Source organism: Plantactinospora sp. BC1, from assembly GCF_003030345.1.
Lineage (GTDB): Bacteria > Actinomycetota > Actinomycetes > Mycobacteriales > Micromonosporaceae > Plantactinospora.
The window spans coordinates 7,812,767-7,831,609 of record NZ_CP028158.1; the positions used below are offsets into that span (position 1 = coordinate 7,812,767).

Consider the following 18,843-nt stretch of genomic DNA (forward strand, 5'->3'; position numbering starts at 1 on the left):
GGTGTTGCTCGCCTGTGCCGGCTGGTCCTGTCCCCGGCTGATCTCGGTCTCGGCGGTGTCCGGCGGGAATCCGGTCGCCCGCGAGGACCCGGAGGGATTCGCGACGCGGTTCATGACCTGCGAGGACTGCGGACACCACTTCTGTGACCGCTGCCTGGGTCGCATCTCCGGGCAGCAGCCGGAGGGGGTGCACTGCGTCCGGTGCGGCGGCCCGCTGTCGACGCGGTACCGGTTCCGGTACCACGAGGCGGTGAGCGCGTCGGTGCCGGAAGCCATCCGGCACTACGAGCAGGCGTTGACGCTCGTCGACGAGGGGCGGCGCGAAGAGGCGGTGCGGGAGCTGGACCGGGCCGTGCTGCTGCGCCCGGCGTTCGCGGCGGCCTACTACGAGCGCGGCGTGGCGCTGCGGCATCTGGACCGGCCGGCCGAGGCGGTGACCGCGTTCGAGGCGGTCCTGCGGCTCGACCCGGGCAACGTCGAGGCCCGGTTCGAGCTGGGCGGCGCCCTGCGCCGGCTTGGCCGGCTGCCCGAGGCCGCGCACGTCTACCGGGAGGCGGCACGGATCGAGCCGCGCTACACCTCGACCCTGATCAACCTCGGCATCACGCTGAACGAGCTGAACCGTTGGGAGGAGGCGTTGGAGGTCTTCGAGGAGGCGATCCGGCTGCACGCTGAGTTCCGGGCGATCGGCGACGCGACCGGGTACGGGGCCTCGGTCGCCCAGGCCGGCAAGGGCGCCACCCTGACCAATCTGGGACGCTATGCGGAGGCGCTGGCCGCCATCGACGCGTCGATCAGTTCCGGACCGGACGACCCGCTCAAATGCGCCAACCGGGCGTACGTCCTGAAACGGCTCGGCCGGCTCGAGGAGGCGCGGCTCGCCGCACAGGTGGCCGAGGAGATCCGCCGCCGCACCTGACCGCGCGCCGAGGCGATCGAACTCCCGCGGTAGCCCCCAACGACCGCCGTTCAAGGCCCAACCATCGCCCACTGCGCGTCGGTTGATCAGTCGTCGGAGGCGTACGGGACGAAATCCTCGCGCTCAGGGGTCGTGGCGCGTCACAACCACGGCCAGGTCGACCTCATGCGTCGTACGGGCTTGTCCAAGGGGATGATGATGGCCGGGTCGTGGTCGGGCGGGCGCTGCTGTCGTCCTTGATGCGGGCGGTGGTTGTTGAAGTGGTCGACGTACTCGCCGACGACGGTCAGTGCGTGGCGTTCGTTGTAGATCAACATGTCGTCGGTGAATTCGTTGCGGAGGCTGCGTCCCCAGCGTTCGATGTAGCAGTTGGCTCTCGGGGTGCGGGGCGGGGCCTTGACCACGGTGATGCCTTCGGCGGTGAACACCGTGTCGTGTACTTGGAGTCGCGGTCGCGGATGAGGAATCGGCACCGGTTGGCGTGCTCGTTCAGGTCGAGGGTGAGGTTGCGGGCTTGCTGGGTCACCCACTGTCCGGTGGGGCGCGTGGTGATGCCGAGGAGATGGACCCTACGGGTGGCTACCTCCATGACCACCAGCAGATACAGGCGTCGTAGCAGGATGGTGACGAGGTGGAAGAAGTCGATCGCTAGCAGGCCATCGGCCTGGTTGCGCAGGAAGGTGCGCCAGATGGTGTCCTGCTGGCGGGGCGGTGGGCCGATACGTCGGCGGGTCAGGATTCGTCGGATCGTTCCGGCGCCGATGCGATGGCCGAGTCGCTGGAGTTCGCCTTGGATTCTGCGGTGGCCCCATCGGGGGTTTTCTCTGGCTGTCCGCGGCACGAGGTCTCGGATCTGGTTGCTGACGGGTGGTCGGCCGGGGCGGTTGGGGTAGGTCCAGTGGCGTCGTACCAGGTGGTGGTGCCAAGCCAGCAGCGTGGCCGGGGTGACGATCCGATGTTCTCGTATCCGGCGGGGTAGTAAGCGGGCCAGGGCGGACAGGATCGCTCGGTCTGGCCAGGACAGCCGCGGCCGGCCGTGGACGTGGTGGTGGAGCACCGCTACCTCGTGCCGCAACGCGAGGATTTCGATCAGCAATGCCCTGTCGCTGCGGTTCAGCATCCCCAGGGCGTTGAACAGGCTGATGATTCCCAGGTGGAGCAATCGTAGGAGCATACCGGCGATCATCGACGGAAGTTGAGACCTTCCAGCTCACGGCGTGTGCGACGGGTTTTGGCGCGGTACAGGCCCTGCCCGTCACTCGTCGTGCCGGGCCGCTTGATCTCATCCCGCGACGTCTGGCGCAGGTCGGGGTGAGGGCCATGACTCCTTTACTCGGCCGGTTTATGCTTGCAGCGACCTGGGCAAACGTGCGTTAGCATGCCGCTGGGCCACCGGACTACTGGGGGTCAAGGGGTCGTCGGTTCGAATCCGGCCGTCCCGACAGACAGAAAGCCCTGAACAGCGGAAACGTTGGTCAGGGCTTTAAGCTTGTCTATGAGGTTTTGAACCGCCCCGAAAACCTCCCATCTACGGGTGTCGCAACCGGCCCTGTCTCACATTCGGTGGTGACGGAGGGTGGCGAGGCGTCGCTGATTCCTGCTCGACCAGCAGCCGCTCGAACGGCCTGGAGGCGAAGCCCTTCTCCGTGATCGGCAGGATCCTGTCGTGCTCGGCGACCACCCCGGCCACCACCTCCAGCATCGCCGCGAGGACCTCGCGTTCGCCGATCTTCGGGTTGGCCAGGGCCCACAAGATCGGCATCTTGATCGCAGCCTGGGCCCGACGACGAACGTGCTCGGCGTCGAGGTTCCCGGGCGCGACCATGCTGCCCTGGCGCCCGTCGAGGATCGACCAGGTCCGGCAGTGCGGTGGGCTTCGGCACCCAGCGTCTGCCGGGACGGGCGCGTGCGCGGGGGACGGATGCTGACTTCGACGCCACAACGATGCGCATGACCGTCCTCAATGGCGCAGCCCTCGGGGAGACGTGGAATCGCTGGATCGCGTCATTGATGGCGACAAATGGTATTGATCCCTCGATTCCGCTCGACCCCTAGGCGCCACTTACCGCAATGTGTAAGGTGAGCGCACCGCCGGACAGGCCGACATCCCGGACCGGCGGCGCGGTTGTCTGGGGGGCAAGTCGGGGGAGAGTCCCGCCGCGTACCGGGGGCAACTTCCGATGACTGCGCGGCAGGGACGGGCTGCGACCGCTCGATCGGGCGATCCGTCCTCGTGAGTGGTTCGCGGTGTCCACAGCGGAGGCGTGACGCTTCTCGGCCCCCTTCGACGTATAGCGGTGAGGTGAGACGAAGGAGGCAATAGCCATGGAGGACAACCCATTGCGATCCCGGCGCGGCTTTCTGGGAATGGGGGTGGGGCTGCTCGGCGCGGCCGGTCTGGCCGCGTGCGGGGACACTTCACCGTCGACCCCCCAGGTGCAGGCCGAGGTCCCAAAGGAGCTGATCGACGCTGCGGCATCGTTGAAGGGCTCCTCGATGGGCATGCTGTCGCAGAAGCTGTACTCGGAGGCGGCGAACGCCGCGCTCGACAGCTCCATCAAGAAGTTCGCCGACACCACCGGTACGAAGATCGACAACAGTCTGGTCCAGGCCGACGCCGGAGACGTGGTGGCCAAGATCCACGCCGAGGTCGAGGGTGGCGTGGCTCGGGACCTCGCGTTCATGACCGACTCGCGGTTCGTCGCGCAGTTTCAGGCCCTCGGCGACCTGGAGGACGTGACGGACGTCGTCCAGGCGCTGACGGCCAAGTACGGCGAGCCCACCGCGGAGTCCAAGAACTTCTGCGTCTTCGACGGCAAATGGTTCGCCATCCCCTACCACTTCATCGGGATCGGCTCGTTCCTGCGCAAGGACTGGATGCAGGACAAGGGCATCACGCCCAAGGACATCTACAGCTGGGAGGAACTGCGAGACCTGTGCCTGGCCATCTCCGATCCGTCCAAGCGCCGGTTCGGCTGGGGCATGACCGTGAACCGGTCCGGTGACGCGAACGGCATGATCGAGGCGCTGATCAACTCGTACGGCGGGTCGATCGCCTCGAACGACGGCCGGAAGGTCACGTTCAACTCGCCGGAGACGGTGCAGGCGGTGACCTTCCTCGGCGACATCTACACCAATCCCAAGTACAAGCCGATGTTGCCGCCGGGGGTGGCGGCCTGGACCGACTCCAGCAACAACGAGAACTGGCTCGCCGGGATCCTCGGCTACACCCGCAACCAGCTCAGCGTCTACGCGGACTCCAAGACCAAGAAGAATCCCGTCTACGACAAGACCCACGTCTTCGCCGACTGCATCGGACCGGCCACCGACAACCCGCTGCTGCTAGGCCAGTCCCAGGCCTTCGTCATCTTCAAGGGCGCCAAGAACGCCGCACTCGCCAAGCTCCTGGCGCAGTACCTGGTGACTGCGCCCGCGCTGCTCGGGGTGGCGAAGGAAGCGCCCGGCCTGGCGCTGCCCGCCTGGCAGAAGGTCTGGGACGCCGACCCGTTCTTCACCAGCGGTGACCCGGCGTTCCCCATCATGCGCAAGATCACCGAGCTGTCGCTGCCGCTGACCACCAAGAACGGCCTGAACTTCCCGCAGAAGGCCAGCGCGGGCCAGCAGGCCGCCGTCGGTGCCTACGTGCTCACCGACATGATGCAGCAGGTCATCCAGGGCACGGCGCCCGCGCAGGCCGTGCAGGCCGCCCACGCCAAGATGGTGCAGATCTTCAACCAGCAGGGGCTGCCGCAGTGACGTCGGTCCGTCCAGCACCGGCCCCGGCGACGAAGGTGTCCTCGCCGCCGGGGCACGGCACTCTCAGCACGACCCAGCGGCGGCTGGGTCGTGACTGGCGGCTGGCGGCGCTGTTCCTGGCGCCCACCGCCGTACTGGTCGGCGGACTCGTGCTCGTGCCGATCGCCTGGTCGATCGTCACCAGCACGACGGAACGGCACGGGCAGCAGAGCGTGTTCGTCGGGCTGGCCAACTACGTCACACTCGCCAGCGACGACCAGTTCCGCACCGGCGTGGTGAACTCGTTCGTCTTCACCGCGTACGCCGAGGTCTTCAAGGTGGTGCTCGGGCTGTCCGCGGCCCTGCTGCTGCACCATCTGCGCCGCGGGCGGGCGGTGTTGGCCGGGCTGCTCCTGTTGCCGTGGGTGGTGCCGACGGTGGTCACGGCGTTCAGCTGGCGCTCGCTGCTCGATCCGATCTTCGGCAGCGTCAACATGCTGCTCACCGAGTCGGGGATCGGGCCACTGCTGGCCAAGGCGCACCTGGTCGACACCTGGCCGGCAGGCTGGCTGTCCGAGGCGTCGCTGGCCATGCCATCGGTGATCCTCGTCAACGTGTGGAAAGGGGTGCCGTTCTTCACCGTCGCGTTCCTGGCGGGGCTGAAGGCCATCCCGGCGGACCTGTACGAGGCCGCGACCGTCGACGGCGCCTCGTCGTTGCAGCGCTTCCGCCACGTGACGCTGCCCGGGCTGCGCCATGTGATCACCGTGACGGTGACCCTGTCCTCGATCTGGACGTTCAACAACTTCGACCTCATCTGGTTGCTGACGCAGGGCGGCCCGGGCAACGCGACCGCGCCGTATGTGCTGGTCGCCTACTCCAAGGCGATCCTGCAACTCCAGTACGGTGCGGGGGCAGCCGTCACGCTCGTGATGCTGCCGGTCATCGGCGTGCTGGTGTTCGTCCTGGTCCGGTTGTTGCGTCGGGACGCCGGCAACGGGCTGCCCCGACGTGTCCGCACGGCGTGGAAGGCGGAGAAGGCGCGGAAGGCGCTGCCGTGGGTCGTCGCTCTGGTGCTCACCGGTCTGCTGGCCTGGGCGTCGCCACACATCGTCTGGAAGGCGGCGGTGGTCCTCGGGGTGATACTGCTGATCGCGGCGGCGGTCGGCCGGGTGGTGTCGGCACTCCAGACCTGGGGACGTCGCCGGGCGTCGTCGGTGGCGTCGCGCCTGGCGTCCGGTGTCGCGCTGGCCGGGTTGCTGCTCTTCGTCCTGGCCCCGCTGTACTGGATCGCCGTCACGGCATTCAAGTCCGAGGGTCAGATCGTCATGCGCGAGCACGACCTGTGGCCGACGCCCTGGACCTTGCAGCAGTTCACCGACCTCTTCGCCACCAAGCCCTTCGGCCGCTGGTACCTCAACACCGTGCTGGTGTCCGCGGCGTCCACCGCGGTGGCACTGGTCTGCGCCGCCCTGGCGGGCTACGCGTTGGCCCGGCTGCGTTTCCGCGGTGCACAGAGTTTCACCGTCACGGTGTTGATCACCTACGTGATGCCGGGTGCGCTGCTGTTCATCCCGCTGTACCAGCTGCTCATCGGGATGCGGCTCACCGACTCGCTGTGGTCGCTGGTGGTGACGTACCCGACCTTCACGCTTCCGTTCGCCACCTGGCTGCTGGTGGGGTACTTCTCGTCGATCCCCATCGAGTTGGAGGAGGCCGCGCTGGTCGACGGCTGCACCCGCCTCCAGGCCTTCGGTCGGGTGGTGCTGCCGCTGGCCAAGCCGGGACTGCTGGCGGTCGCGCTGTTCACCCTGACCAACGCCTGGAACGAGTTCCTCTTCGCCTTCGTGTTCATCACCAAGGACGAGTACAAGACGCTCCCGGTGGGGATGCAGTCCATGATCACCGGGGACGTCGTGCCGCAGGGGCAGCTCGCTGCGGCGTCACTGCTGGTCAGCATCCCCGTGGTGATCATGTACGCCTTCGGGCAGCGCTTCCTGACCGAGGGACTCACCGCGGGGGCGGTGAAGGGCTGACCTGGGATGGCCGGATCCCTCGGGCGACATGGATCCCGTACCGGACGGGTTACGCATGTGTCGCGCTCGGCATCCCGGCGATCGCGGTCGAGAGGCGATAGCGGGGGAGTCTGCGGGCCACCCGACGCAGGTTCGTGCGCGGTTGCCGTGCCGTCGTCCCACGGCACGGCAGCCGCGCACCGTGCACCGTGCTGGTCCGACCCGGTCCCGGCGGACACCCGGAGCAGCGCCGCACCGGGCCGCCGGTGCGAGGAGCCGTGGCCGGAATGATCATCGGGACCCTCGGTGACGTCAGAACCGGGGCGGGGATGGCCGGTTGGCGCCGAGACGGGGGTCAAGATGTCCTGGTCGGGGAAGGATAGGTGCGAGGATCTCGTCGATCAGGAGGGGACATCATGAACGGGTCCACGGCTGGCTACCGTGACCGGTGCCTTCGTGAGAGCGGCCAGCGAGCACGGAGATGATCGACCCTTCCACCCAAACGTGCCGGCCGGACGGCGGAGTCCGGACGACGTCGCCGACATCGCCCTGTGGGCCCGTACCGGAGGTCAGGTGAGCTGTGGCTCCGAGTGTGTACGTCGCCGGACTCGGCCCGGGTGCGGGCAAGGCCACCGTGGCGCTGGGCCTGGCCGAGTCGCTGTCGCGACGGGTGGCCTCGCTGGGCCTCTTCCGGCCGGTGGTGCCCGCATCCTGGGAAGACCCGGTGCTCGCGCTGCTGATCGCCCGATATCCGATCGCCGCCGGCTATCCCGACTCGTACGGCGTGACGAGCAGCCAAGCGGCCACCCTGGCGGCGGAGGGGCGTCAGGAGGAGCTGATCGGCCGGATCGTCGAGCGCTACCGGGAGTTGGAGCGCCGCTGCGCCGCCGTGGTCGTCGTCGGCGGCGACGTGGCCACCCGAGATGATGGGACGCCGAGTGGGCCCGACCGGCTGCTCGCCTTCCACGCCCGGCTCGCCACCGAGTTCGGCAGTCTGGTCGTTCCGGTGGTGGACGGCCTGCACCAGCCGCCCGAGGTGGTCGCTACGGCGGCGCGGACGGCGTACCACGACGTCGTCGAGGCGGGCGCCACGGTTCTGGCGGTGATCGCCAACCGGGTGCCGGCGGGTACGTCCGTGCCGGCCGGGCTGCCGGTGCCGGCGTACGCGATCCCCGAGACACCGGCTGTCTCGGCGCCGACCGTGGCAGAGGTGGCGGCGGCGCTCGACGCCACCGTCCTGTCCGGCGATCCCGACGCGCTGGACCGCGACGTGCTGGACGTCGTGGTCGGTGCCGCGCACGTGCCGGTACTGCTCGACCATCTCACCGACGGCTGCCTCATGATCACCCCCGGGGACCGGGCCGACCTGCTCGTCGCGGCCAGCGCGGCGCACGCTGCCGGAGTCGTCGCTCTCTCCGGCCTGGTACTCACCCTCGGCGAGCAGCCCGACGCACGGGCGATGCGGGTGATCGATCGGCTGCACACCGGGCTGCCCGTACTCGTCACGAAGAGCGACAGCTACCAGACGGTTGGTGTGGTCGGCCGGCTCGAAGGCCGACTCGCCATCACCGCACCCCGCAAGGTCCAGGCGGCACTCGGTGCCTTCGAGGCCCACGTCGACATGATCGAACTGTCCCGCCGCATGGAGGTGACCCGCTCCCACCGGGTCACGCCCCTGATGTTCGAGAACGGCCTCATCGACCGGGCTCAGACACAGCGTCGACACCTCGTCCTACCCGAGGGTGGGGTGAAACGGATCCTGCGGGCGGCGGAGACGGTCCTCCGCCGGGGCGTCGCCGAGCTGACGCTGCTGGGCGACCCGTCCGAGATCAGCCGGCGGGCGAACGAACTGGGCGTCGACATCACCGCGGCAAGGCTGGTCGACCCCGAGAGCAGCGCCTGGCGCGCCGACTTCGCCGCCCGCTACGCGCAGCTGCGCCGGCACCGCGGGATGCCGCTGGAGCTGGCGCACGACGTGGTGCGCGATGTCAACTACTTCGGCACGCTCATGGTCGAGGCCGGGCTGGCCGACGGCATGGTGTCCGGAGCGACGCACACGACCGCGGCGACGATCCGACCCGCGTTCGAGATCATCAAGACCGAACCGGGCGTATCGGTCGCCTCCAGCGTCTTCTTCATGCTGCTCGCCGACCGGGTCCTGGTGTACGCCGACTGCGCGGTCAACCCTGATCCGGACGCGACCCAGCTCGCCGACATCGCGCTGTCCAGTGCCGATACCGCCGCCCGGTTCGGGATCGAACCCGTGCTGGCCATGCTCTCCTACGCCACCGGCACGTCTGGCGTCGGCGCGGACGTGGACAAGGTCGCCCAGGCCACGGCGATCGTCCGGGCCCGCCGGCCGGATCTGCCGGTGGAGGGTCCGATTCAGTACGATGCCGCCGTCGACCCGGTGGTCGCGGCGGCGAAACTTCCGGGCAGCCCGGTCGCCGGGCATGCCACCGTGCTGGTCTTTCCGGATCTCAACACAGGGAACAACACCTACAAGGCGGTGCAACGGTCGGCGGGGGCGGTCGCGGTCGGCCCGATCCTGCAAGGGTTGCGCCGGCCGGTCAACGACCTGTCCCGCGGCGCGACGGTGAAGGACATCGTCAACACGATCGCCATCACCGCGATCCAGGCAGCCGGAAGGGGATCTGCGTGACGAGGGTGCTCGTGGTCAACTGCGGGTCGTCGTCACTGAAGTACCGGCTCTTCGACGGTAGCCGGATCGTCAGGCGGGGGCTGGTGGAGCGGATCGGCGAGCCCGACGGTGGTGCACCGGACCACTCGACGGCCCTGCGTGACGTGTTGGCCGGACTGGACCTGGCGAACCTGGACGTCGTCGGCCACCGCGTCGTGCACGGTGGCACCGAGTTCACCGGGCCGACCCTCGTCGACGACGCTGTCGTGGCGGCCATCGAACGGTTGATTCCGCTGGCGCCGCTGCACAATCCCGCCAATCTGACCGGGATCGCGGTGGCCCGCCAACTGCTGCCGGACGTGCCGCAGGTCGCGGTCTTCGACACCGCTTTCCACACCACGATGCCCCCGGAAGCGGCGACCTACGCGCTGGACAGTGACCTGGCAGGTCGGCTGGGTGTACGCCGCTACGGCTTCCACGGCACGTCACACTCGTACGTGGCCCGGCGTACGGCGGATCTGCTGGGGCGCCGGCCGGACCAACTCGACCTGATCACGCTGCACCTGGGCAACGGGGCGAGCGCCTGCGCGGTCTCCGCTGGCCGCAGCGTCGCCACCTCGATGGGAATGTCGCCGCTGGCCGGCCTGGTGATGGGCACCCGCAGCGGTGACCTGGACCCGGCGGTGATGTTCCACCTGCACCGGGTCGGTGGCCTGTCCGTGCCGGAGATCGACGAGTTGCTCAATCACCGCGGCGGCCTGCTCGGGCTGACCGGCGACAACGACATGCGGGCCGTACTGCGGCGCCGGGCGGCCGGCGATCCCGCCGCAACCCTCGCCTTCGACGTCTACTCCCGGCGCATCACCGAGTACGTTGGCGCCTACCTCGCCGTCCTCGGCCGGCTGGACGCCATCACCTTCACCGGCGGCGTCGGCGAGCACGCCGTCGAGGTCCGCGCCGCTGCGTTGGCCGGGCTGGCGGGTCTGGGCATCGTCGTCGATCCGGCACGCAACGAACGCGGCGAGCAGATCATCTCCGCACCGGACGCACCCGTCTCGGTGTGTGTCGTCGCGACCGACGAGGAGCGGGAGATCGCCGACCAGGCGTTGGCGGTGCTCTCCGGGCGCCCGCCCCTGTCGAGCCCGTAACTCCGGATGGCCCCTCGTGGCACGGCTTCGACGTCCTCGACGACGGCTCCCTGAAACTGGTCAGCACCACGACCGGCCTACCGCAAGCAACAAGCGACGGCGGCATCCTCAACGGGATGGAGGGCATCGCGGCGACCCCGTGACCCACGACACCCGACGCCGGCCCGGGAACCGCCAAGGGCCGGCGTCGGGTGCGGCAACAGAGCCCCGCCGGCACGCTCGACGCTTCCTGAGGACGTGACGGAGATCCAGCCGGGGACTGTGATGTGTACGCGTGGCAGGGCCGTCTCGAACCGATGACGGCCCTGCCACGCGGGTTCATCCGGTGAGCGAGGCATCGTGGAGCAGGGCGCGACGTGGCTAGGCGCGAGGGCGGTGCGCGCCGTTCGCCGCCTTCGATCCGTCGTCGTCGTTCTGCGCCCGCAGGGGGGAATCGACCCTTAACACATGGTCCACCCGGGCGATCTCGAGGAGCCGGGACAGTCGTGCTGACGGCTTCCGTAACTCCAGCATGCCGCCGGTACGCCGCAGTTGGCGGTGCATGTCGAGGAGCAACGCGATCCCGGCGGCATCGACGTATTCGCAGTGCGCCATGTCGAGCACGATCCGTTCCGGCTTGCGGTCGAGCGCCGCGTCGAACGTCGTGTTGACCCCCGGTACCGCCGAATGGTCGAGCCAGCCGGTGATCGCCAACTCGATCGTCGAGACGGTCGCCGTGCCGTCGCGACGTCCGCCGTCACCCGCGTTGTCGTCCTCGGACATCGACGCCTCCTCCACGACCTCGGATGTGCAGGATCAGCTTGGCTGCTGATCTTCGCGGCAGTCTGGCGGCGACATGACAGTTCCGTGACACTCGAGGTGCCGGCCGGGACCCGCACTGCTGCGCCGGACCTCGCGGGTGGCGGACACCGAACCTCACGGAGAATGCCGAACCTCACGCGTGGAGAATGTCCGGATCTCACGCGTGAAGAATGCCGGACCTCACGCGTGAAGAATGCCGGACCTCACGCGTAGCGGGATGGTGACCCGGAGCACGGCGGACGGATCGACGTGGTCGGCAGGGCCCCACGCCAGGTGCGGCGCGGATGCTGCCAGCACGGTGGTCGGCCATCGTGGCCGAGGTTGTCACGAGACTGTCACAGGTCCGCGTAAGCCTCTCCACATCGCCGCACGAGGCTGGCTCCAGTACCGGCGACGACAGGAGGGACGCGGTGACTACGGTTCGGCAACCAGCTGCCGTACCGGCGCCAGTAATCGGGGCCGGGTTCACCGACCGCCCGGACCTGGCGTACCCGGTGCCGGTGTGGGCAGCGCTGGACGCGGCCGTGCGGGTGAGCCCGAGTCGGTCGGCGCCCGACATGCCGCGACGCGTGGCGACCGACGCGGCAGGCGTCGCCCAGCCCTTGGACGTGCGCCGGCACCCGCTGCGAAGCGGTACCCGTGTCGTCCTGCGTGCGCCGACGGCACAGCTCCGGGGGCTGTGCCGGGGTGCCCGCGTGGAGCAGGTGCTGCGGGCAGCGCCCGCAGCGCCTGGGGTTCCGCCGGGGCGGGCGGGGCGTGCTCGGAGCGCGCCGTGACGGGGTTGTGGCCGCTCCCCGACGACGGCTCCTGGTCCGGCCCGCCGTCACGTCGCCAGACACCTCGAATCCACCAGGATCAGGTGCTCGCCGACCAGGTGGTCGCACAGTTGGTCCAGGACGAGCGGACTCGTCTGCAGGACATCGCCGTCGAGGTGCAGAACGGCGTCGCCATCCTCACCGGCCGGGTCGATACGGCGGAATTGATATTCGTCGCCGGCGCACTGGCGTGGCAGGCGATGGGCATCGCCGACGTCTGTAACGCCCTCGAGTCGCGCGACGGCGACGATCTGGCCGGCAGCTAGCCGATTTCAGGCATCGCCCCACCTGTACAGGATGGCTGCACCCGGTCAACAGGGAGGAACTGTGAAGGCGATGAGTTCCGGGGTCACCACCCTGCGCCGAGTCGCCCTCGGCCGAACGCGGGACGGCATCGTGACGAGGTCGGCGCAGACCGGGACGTGCGCGCTGTGAACGACCAGCGGGAACTCGGAACCACCATTCTGATCACCGAGCGGCAGACCGATTCCGGCATCCGGCTGCTGCTGGCCGGCGAGATCGACCTGGCCACCGTGGGGCAGATCCGTGACGCGATCATCGACGTGCTGACCCGGGACAACCCGTCGGCCATCGTCCTGGATCTTGAGGGCGTGTCGTTCATCGACTCCTCCGGCATCGGTGAGCTGGTTCGTTGTCACCAGGCCGCTGCGGTGAGCGGTAGCGTCCTGACGCTGGAGAACCTTGCCCCGTTTCCACGCCGGCAGCTCTGGGCGACCGGGCTGCTCGGTCTGTTCGGCCTGGTCGACGTGCCCGGCCAGGACGGGGGAGGCTGATCCCGCAACCCTCGGAAGCCGGGCCGGGAGGCGCCGATGGCAGCCCTTCTCGCCAGCTGACCACGGGCCGTTTTCGCCAGCTGACCACGGGCCGTCGAGGCGATGCCCGCAGCCGACGATTCCATCGGACCGCCGACGATTCAGCCGGGCCGCCGACGATCCAGCCGGGCCGCCGACGATTCCGCCCGATGGTCAGCGGACGCCGTTCATGAGCCTTCGAACGAGCGGGCTGAGGGCGGCGAGTGCCAGGCCGAGCACGATGGCCGTACCGCCGAGGACGCCGAAGTAGCCGCTCTCCTGGTCCTCGTCGTAGTACCTGGCGAGAACGCCGGACATGGCCGTGCCGAGGGCCACCGAGAGGAAGAACAGCGCGACCATCTGCGTCCGGAAGGCCCGGGGTGCGAGCTTGGTGGACAGCGACAGGCCGACCGGCGACAGCAGCAGTTCGGCGATGGTGAACACCAGCAGGATGCCGACCAGGGCGAGTAGCGGTGCGCTGTTCGGCCCGCCGCCGGCAAGTGGCAGGAACAGCAGGAACGCCACACCCATCACGGCCGTGCCGGTGGCGAACTTGATCGGGGCCGACGGCTGTCGTGGACCGAGTCTGGTCCACAGGGCGGCGAACAGACCCGAGAGGATGATGATGAAGACGGGGTTGATCGACTGTACCCAGGAGACCGGCATCTCCCAGCCGAGGATCCGGCGGTCCAGTCGGGTGTCCGAGTAGATGGTCACGACGGTGAACTGCTGCTGGTACAGCGACCAGAACGCCGCGCTGGCGACGAACATCGGGATGAATGCGATGACCCGCCGCCGTTCGGTGCCGGTGATCGCCCTACTGGCCAGGATCACCACGAAGTACGCTACCGCCGCGGCGGCGCTGAGCACCACGACGATGGCCGACAGCCGCCGCGCCGGCAGCAGCCCCGCGAACGCCGCCACGACGACGAACCCGATCACGACGACGGCGGCCGCCGCGACCAGGGGCCGACGAGCGGCCGGCAACGGATTCGGCACCTCACGCGCCGCGCCGGTCAGCCGTCGGCGGCCGAACGTGTACTGCGCCAGACCGGCCGCCATGCCGACCGCGGCGAGGCCGAACCCGTAGTGGAAGCCGGCGGTCTTCTGTAGCAGACCGGTAGCCAGCGGCCCGAACAGGGCACCGAGGTTGATCCCCAGATAGAACAGCGAGAACCCGGCGTCCCTGCGGTCGTCGTCCTCGGCGTAGAGCGTGCCGACCAGCGACGTGGCGGTGGCTTTCACACCGCCGCTGCCGAACGCGATCAGGACCAGGCCGACCCCCACCCCGAGCAGGCCGGGCAGCACCGCGAGGGAGACGTGTCCGGCCATGACCAGAACGGCGCTGTGGAACAGTACCCGTTCGGCACCGAACAACCGGTCGGCCAACCAAGCCCCGAGCACGGTGGAGAGGTACACCATCCCGCCGTACGCCCCGACGATGCTGGTGGCGGTGTCGCGGTCGATGCCGAGGCCGCCGTCGGCACTGGCGTAGTAGAGGTAGATGAGCAGGATGCCCTGCATGCCATAGAAGGAGAACCGTTCCCACAGCTCGACACCGAACAGATTCGCCAGCAGGGGCGGCTGCCCGAAGAAGGTCCTGCTCCGCTCTGGCCTCGGCGCGACATCGGGGGTCACCATGAGCTCGCCGGTACCCCGTTCATCCGAGAACTACGCTGAACCGGCCGTGGTGTTTCCGTCCCGTCGGCACGTCCACGTCGGGCCGGCCGGTGTTCTCGGCCCAGACGCACATCCGGTGCGCGACCTCGTCGGCCAGGGTCGGGCGTACGCTTCGGTCGACGGCCTGCCTCACCCCGTCCACGCCGGGGGGTGCGGTGGGCGGGGTGAGGGCTCAGGGCCGACGCACCCTCGGGGAGGGCGGGTAGGTGCGGAACGGCCCACGCGTCGATCACCCGGGTGAGGGCAACGACCTCCGCGTTGCCCAGGTGCTGTCCTGGACCGTATTCAGCCTCTGATCGGGGTATGGCGGTACCTCGACGGTTGTGTGACAGTCTCGTGACAAGCCGCCAGGACACCCCGCCAGGGTGCTTACGGTTGTGCCGCTGGGCATGATTTAGCGATGGAACAGGTGCTGTTGATCGAAGACGATGATCGTATCCGGCTGTCGTTGACGCTCGGCCTGGAAGACGAGGGGTACGCGGTCCGGGGCGCGGCGACAGCGGAGGAAGGTCTGCGGGAGCAGCGACGTGCCCCCGCCGACACCGTGCTGATCGACCTGATGCTGCCCGGCCTCGACGGTTTCGAGTGCATCCGGCAGCTGCGTTCTCGCGACGACGTGCCGATCGTCGTGGTCAGCGCGCGCGACGACACGCATGACATCGTGGCGGCGCTCGGCGCTGGCGCGGACGACTACGTGGTCAAACCGGTGGCGGTGAAGGAGCTGTCCGCGCGGCTGCGGGCGTTGCGGCGCCGAGCCCGGGCGAGTACGGTCTCGGCCGTACCGGCGCTGGTCTTCGACGATCTGGAGATCCGGCCGCAGGCCGGCGAGGTGGCCCTGCGGGGCGAGCCGGTGGCGGTGACCCGCACCGAGTTCCGGCTGTTGTGTGAGCTGGCCGAGCATCCTGGCCGGGTGCTGTCCCGGGCACAGCTGCTGGAGCGGGTCTGGGAGTACACGTACGGGGACGAGCGCCTCGTCGACGTGCACGTCGGCAGGCTGCGGCAGAAGATCGAGGACGACCCGACGGCGCCACGACATCTTCTGACCGTCCGCGGCATGGGATACAAGCTCGTCGGATGAGGCGTCCTGGCCTGCGTACCCGGGTCGCCGCTGGTTTCACGGCCGGCGCGTTCGCCCTCTCCACGTCGATGGCCGCCCTTTCGTACGGGTTCACCAGCCAGGCGCTGATGGCCGGCCGGGAACGCAGTGCCCTGCGCTCGGCGTACCTCGATGCCGGTGTCGTGCACGCGGGTCTGGCCACCGAGCCGCCGGACATCTCGGCCGTGCTCAGCACCCTCAACACGGGCAACACCCGACGGGCCCTGCTTCGCCGGGAGAGCCGTTGGTACGCCCGCGCCGCCGACGCGGGCATGACCGACGCGATACCGCCCGGGTTGCAGCGGCTGGTCGAGCAGGGCAAGGTCGGGATGCAGCGGGTTCGCACCGACAGCGGTCCCGCCGTGGTCGTCGGTGTCCCGTTGCCGTCCGAGACCGGCTTCTACGTCATCGACTCGATGCACGAACTCGACCAGACTCTGCGTACCCTCGCCCTGGTACTCACTCTCGTGGCAGCGGGCACGACCGCGGCCGGCGCCGGACTTGGCTGGAATCTGACTCGGCGCGTGCTGCGCCCGCTGGACACGGTCACCGCCGCCGCGCGCGAGATCACCGCCGGCGACCTCGGCGCCCGCCTCGACCCGGCCACGGAACCGGATCTCGAACGGTTGACGACATCGTTCAACGAGATGGTCGACCGGCTCGCCGATCGGATGGAACGGGACCGACGGTTCGCCGCGGACGTCAGCCACGAGCTGCGCTCGCCGCTGCAGACACTGTCCGCCGCCGCCAGTGTGCTGGACCGGCACCGCCCGCGCCTCGACGACCGTGCCGCGACCGCGGTCACCCTGCTCTCCGACGAGGTGGTCCGCTTCCAGCGGCTGGTCACCGACCTGCTGGAACTGGCCCGCGACGACCAGGCCGCGCAGCGCACACCTGTCCAGGTCGCCGACCTGGCCCGCGAGGAATGCCAGGCGCGCGGACTGCCGGCGGAGGTGGTGCAGGTGGTCGACGGAAGCCCGGCTGTCTGGTCGATCGACCGGCGTCGGTTCAGCCAGATCCTGAGCAACCTGCTCGACAACGCCGAACGGTACGGGGGCGGGCCGTGCGCCGTGCGCCTCAGCCAGACACCCGGTGCGTTCGTGCTGGAGGTCGACGACGAGGGGCCGGGGGTACGACCGGAAGACCGCACCGCGATCTTCGACCGGTTCGTCCGTGGCCGTGCCGCAAGCGCGAGAGGAGCCAGCGACGGCACCGGCCTCGGCCTCGCCCTCGTCGCCCGGCACGCTTCCGCGCACGGTGGACATGCGACGGTCGTGGACCGGCCGGGCGGCGGGGCCCGCTTCCGTGTCGAACTGGGTGGGACGAACCCGTGAGCGCCCCGCTCGGATCCCGTCGGGCCGCCGCGCTGCCACTGTTGCTCGCGGCCGTCGTCGCCGGCTGCGGAGTACCGGCCGAGGAGACCGCCCGCGAGGTGGAGCCACCCGACGGGGTAACCCACGCGTGGGCGACCCCGACACCGCCGGACCCCACCCCGAGTATCGGTGCCGTCCCGGCGCGCCTCTACCTGCTCCGGGACGGCGAACTCGTCGCCGTCACCCGGCATGTCGACGCCGCACCCAGCGTCGACGAACTCGTCGACAACCTGCTCGCCGGTCCGACCGATGCCGAGCAACGCGACGGCCTGACCAGCGCGCTGCTCGGCAACGACATCGTCGTCGGCGTTCAGGTCAGCGACGGTCGGGCCACGGTCGAACTGACCGATACCCTGGACGAGACCGGCCGCAGCGACCAGATCCTCGCGTTCGCGCAGATCGTCTGCACCCTCGCCGCCAAGCCGGGCGTCACCGCCGTGTCGTTCACCCGTGCCGGGCAGCCCGTCGGCGTTCCCCGCGCCGACGGCTCGCTGTCCGAAGCTCCGGCGACCGCCGCCGACTACACGAGCCTCGTCAGCGGCGGATGAACGGTAGTTCGAATGGCGGAGTGCTGACCCTGCCCCGCCCGAATCTGCTGATCGTCGGGGCAGGTTGGTTGCTACCGGGCCAACTTCCGGTTCACCGGCTGCGCATGCAGCCCGCGCTGGTACTAGGAGGATTGGCTGGTGCACGTCAGCTACGGCCAGGTGGCCGACGACCGCTTCGTGCGCGACCAACCGGACCGCGTTGCCGACCATCGCGTGCATCTTTACGGCGGGACCGGACGCCGCTCACGCCCCCATCCGGGAAGTGGGCAACCCTGAGCGACAGGGCCAAGCCGCACTACCAGGTCCTGCACGAGCCGGCAGGGTGGTGGCGTCGTTGTGCAGACGCGGCTTGCGGCTACTTGTTTCATTGACCTGCGACCGTGGCCCGGCCAGGCTTCGGTCGAGGCGCCCGGGCTGTCGCTCTTATCGCGGCTGCCCACGCTGGTCGTGTGGCTCCCATCTGGCCTGCGCGGCCCGGGCGTCACCCCAGGGCGGGGAGAGGCTCAAGAGGGGTTTGCTCGGCTCGAAGTAGCGTTGCCCTCCCGGCTCGACAAGCCAGGTGGATCGAGCATCGGAGGACGCGGTGAGTGTCACGCCAGACCGTGTGGTCATCGGAATGGACCCGCACAAACGCTCGGCAACGATCGAGGTCATGACCCGCGACGAGACCATCGTCGGCGGCGGCCGGTTCGACACCAGAAGAGTGCGTTGTAGCTCTTCAGGAGAAGGGCTGCTCGGCGAAGCTCGTGCCGAGCCGCTCGGCTGCGGTAAGAACTTGCCGCGAAACGTGCTGAGGTTGCAGCCTCAAGAACTGTGTGTAGCCGGCTGCCCGGAGGCGTAGGTCGAAGTTCTGGCCCTCGATATGCCACAAAGGATCGGCGTTATCGGCTGTTGCCTCGAGCCGGTGGATGTCGGCAATCTCCATAGCTTCATGCATCGGCCCCAGTTGGCCGCTGACGTCCCAGGCTCCGTCGAACACGAGGGTTGCCGGCGAGATCCAGAAGGTGAAGTGCTTCTCGCCGGGAGCAGGCTCTACCCAGCGCACGATGTAGTCCAGATCAAGTAACAGCCTTGCGGGCGGTAGCGTGTTGTCGTCGTGCTCGCTGATGCTGATTGCATGAATCCGACAGTCGTGCCATCCCATAGTCGCGAAGTCGGCGTCCGTCCAGGTGGCTCGGGACAGACCCGACGGACCATGCGGCAAGTCGATCATCAGCCCAGTATCGTCCGTTCCGGAGTCGCCGCCGCGTTCAGCGCCGC

At 69.2% G+C, this 18,843-nt stretch carries 16 protein-coding genes; 10 read left to right on the top strand and 6 right to left on the bottom strand.

Going from position 1 to position 18,843, the window contains the following annotated elements; translation table 11 throughout:
• Position 1 precedes the first annotated feature (1 nt).
• On the top strand, positions 2-919 hold the full coding sequence (locus C6361_RS34240; protein WP_107270314.1) for a tetratricopeptide repeat protein: 918 nt from the start codon (positions 2-4) through the stop codon (positions 917-919).
• Positions 920-1,059: 140 nt separating this feature from the next.
• Here C6361_RS34240 and C6361_RS38625 read toward each other — a convergent pair whose 3' ends face one another.
• From C6361_RS38625 to C6361_RS34250, 3 genes are all read right to left on the bottom strand, one after another.
• On the bottom strand, positions 1,060-1,347 hold the full coding sequence (locus tag C6361_RS38625) for an integrase core domain-containing protein (RefSeq protein WP_369930938.1): 288 nt from the start codon (positions 1,345-1,347) through the stop codon (positions 1,060-1,062).
• Positions 1,230-2,105 (bottom strand): integrase catalytic region, encoded by an 876-nt coding sequence (locus tag C6361_RS34245; protein ID WP_234359179.1) that lies wholly within the window; start codon positions 2,103-2,105, stop codon positions 1,230-1,232. The genes C6361_RS38625 and C6361_RS34245 overlap by 118 nt, the downstream gene beginning before the upstream one ends.
• Before the next feature lie 342 nt (positions 2,106-2,447).
• Positions 2,448-2,681, bottom strand: a complete 234-nt coding sequence (locus tag C6361_RS34250) for a hypothetical protein (protein ID WP_234359180.1) — start codon at positions 2,679-2,681, stop codon at positions 2,448-2,450.
• Between the two features lie 563 nt (positions 2,682-3,244).
• Here C6361_RS34250 and C6361_RS34255 point away from each other — a divergent pair.
• The 4 genes from C6361_RS34255 (at position 3,245) to C6361_RS34270 (ending at position 10,458) form a co-directional block, all read left to right on the top strand.
• Entirely contained in the window at positions 3,245-4,675 is a 1,431-nt protein-coding gene (locus tag C6361_RS34255) for an extracellular solute-binding protein (RefSeq protein ID WP_107260090.1), read from the top strand.
• 35 nt (positions 4,676-4,710) lie between these two features.
• Positions 4,711-6,690, top strand: a complete 1,980-nt coding sequence (locus C6361_RS34260) for an ABC transporter permease subunit (protein WP_234359181.1) — start codon at positions 4,711-4,713, stop codon at positions 6,688-6,690.
• Positions 6,691-7,249: 559 nt separating this feature from the next.
• On the top strand, positions 7,250-9,331 hold the full coding sequence (pta, locus tag C6361_RS34265) for a phosphate acetyltransferase (RefSeq protein ID WP_107270316.1): 2,082 nt from the start codon (positions 7,250-7,252) through the stop codon (positions 9,329-9,331).
• The gene (locus C6361_RS34270; protein ID WP_107270317.1) at positions 9,328-10,458 is read left to right on the top strand and encodes an acetate/propionate family kinase; all 1,131 of its coding nucleotides are present in this window, start codon (positions 9,328-9,330) and stop codon (positions 10,456-10,458) included. Before pta ends, C6361_RS34270 begins: the two co-directional genes overlap by 4 nt.
• A 360-nt stretch (positions 10,459-10,818) precedes the next feature.
• Here C6361_RS34270 and C6361_RS34275 read toward each other — a convergent pair whose 3' ends face one another.
• Entirely contained in the window at positions 10,819-11,220 is a 402-nt protein-coding gene (locus C6361_RS34275) for an STAS domain-containing protein (RefSeq protein ID WP_159079617.1), read from the bottom strand.
• A gap of 898 nt (positions 11,221-12,118) precedes the next feature.
• Between C6361_RS34275 and C6361_RS38630 the strand changes: the two genes are divergently transcribed.
• Both C6361_RS38630 and C6361_RS34285 read left to right on the top strand, forming a co-directional pair.
• A complete protein-coding gene (locus tag C6361_RS38630) occupies positions 12,119-12,340 on the top strand; it encodes a BON domain-containing protein (RefSeq protein WP_234359182.1) in 222 nt (73 codons plus the stop codon).
• Positions 12,341-12,505: 165 nt separating this feature from the next.
• On the top strand, positions 12,506-12,868 hold the full coding sequence (locus C6361_RS34285; RefSeq protein WP_234359183.1) for an STAS domain-containing protein: 363 nt from the start codon (positions 12,506-12,508) through the stop codon (positions 12,866-12,868).
• 192 nt (positions 12,869-13,060) lie between these two features.
• On the opposite strand, the gene C6361_RS34290 is transcribed toward C6361_RS34285, so the two are convergent.
• A complete protein-coding gene (locus C6361_RS34290; RefSeq protein WP_107260080.1) occupies positions 13,061-14,527 on the bottom strand; it encodes a peptide MFS transporter in 1,467 nt (488 codons plus the stop codon).
• 439 nt (positions 14,528-14,966) lie between these two features.
• Between C6361_RS34290 and C6361_RS34295 the strand changes: the two genes are divergently transcribed.
• The 3 genes from C6361_RS34295 to C6361_RS34305 are packed head-to-tail and all read left to right on the top strand — an operon-like array spanning position 14,967 to position 17,583.
• Positions 14,967-15,644: a response regulator transcription factor gene (locus C6361_RS34295; RefSeq protein WP_107260079.1), complete on the top strand. Its 678-nt coding sequence runs from the start codon at positions 14,967-14,969 to the stop codon at positions 15,642-15,644.
• The gene (locus C6361_RS34300; RefSeq protein ID WP_107270319.1) at positions 15,641-16,996 is read left to right on the top strand and encodes a cell wall metabolism sensor histidine kinase WalK; all 1,356 of its coding nucleotides are present in this window, start codon (positions 15,641-15,643) and stop codon (positions 16,994-16,996) included. The genes C6361_RS34295 and C6361_RS34300 overlap by 4 nt, the downstream gene beginning before the upstream one ends.
• On the top strand, positions 16,993-17,583 hold the full coding sequence (locus C6361_RS34305) for a GerMN domain-containing protein (protein ID WP_107270320.1): 591 nt from the start codon (positions 16,993-16,995) through the stop codon (positions 17,581-17,583). Before C6361_RS34300 ends, C6361_RS34305 begins: the two co-directional genes overlap by 4 nt.
• A gap of 718 nt (positions 17,584-18,301) precedes the next feature.
• Here the strand turns inward: C6361_RS34305 and C6361_RS34315 are convergent.
• Complete coding sequence (locus tag C6361_RS34315) at positions 18,302-18,796, bottom strand: hypothetical protein (protein WP_107270322.1); 495 nt, start codon at positions 18,794-18,796, stop codon at positions 18,302-18,304.
• Positions 18,797-18,843: the final 47 nt, after the last annotated feature.

Coding starts and splice junctions, on each gene's coding strand:
- C6361_RS34245 (WP_234359179.1), bottom strand. CDS start 2,105: ATGATCGCCGGTATGCTCCTACGATTGCTCCACCTGGGAATCATCAGC.
- C6361_RS34295 (WP_107260079.1), top strand. CDS start 14,967: ATGGAACAGGTGCTGTTGATCGAAGACGATGATCGTATCCGGCTGTCG.
- C6361_RS34255 (WP_107260090.1), top strand. CDS start 3,245: ATGGAGGACAACCCATTGCGATCCCGGCGCGGCTTTCTGGGAATGGGG.
- C6361_RS34275 (WP_159079617.1), bottom strand. CDS start 11,220: ATGTCCGAGGACGACAACGCGGGTGACGGCGGACGTCGCGACGGCACG.
- C6361_RS34315 (WP_107270322.1), bottom strand. CDS start 18,796: ATGATCGACTTGCCGCATGGTCCGTCGGGTCTGTCCCGAGCCACCTGG.
- C6361_RS34290 (WP_107260080.1), bottom strand. CDS start 14,527: ATGGTGACCCCCGATGTCGCGCCGAGGCCAGAGCGGAGCAGGACCTTC.
- C6361_RS34300 (WP_107270319.1), top strand. CDS start 15,641: ATGAGGCGTCCTGGCCTGCGTACCCGGGTCGCCGCTGGTTTCACGGCC.
- C6361_RS34250 (WP_234359180.1), bottom strand. CDS start 2,681: ATGCCGATCTTGTGGGCCCTGGCCAACCCGAAGATCGGCGAACGCGAG.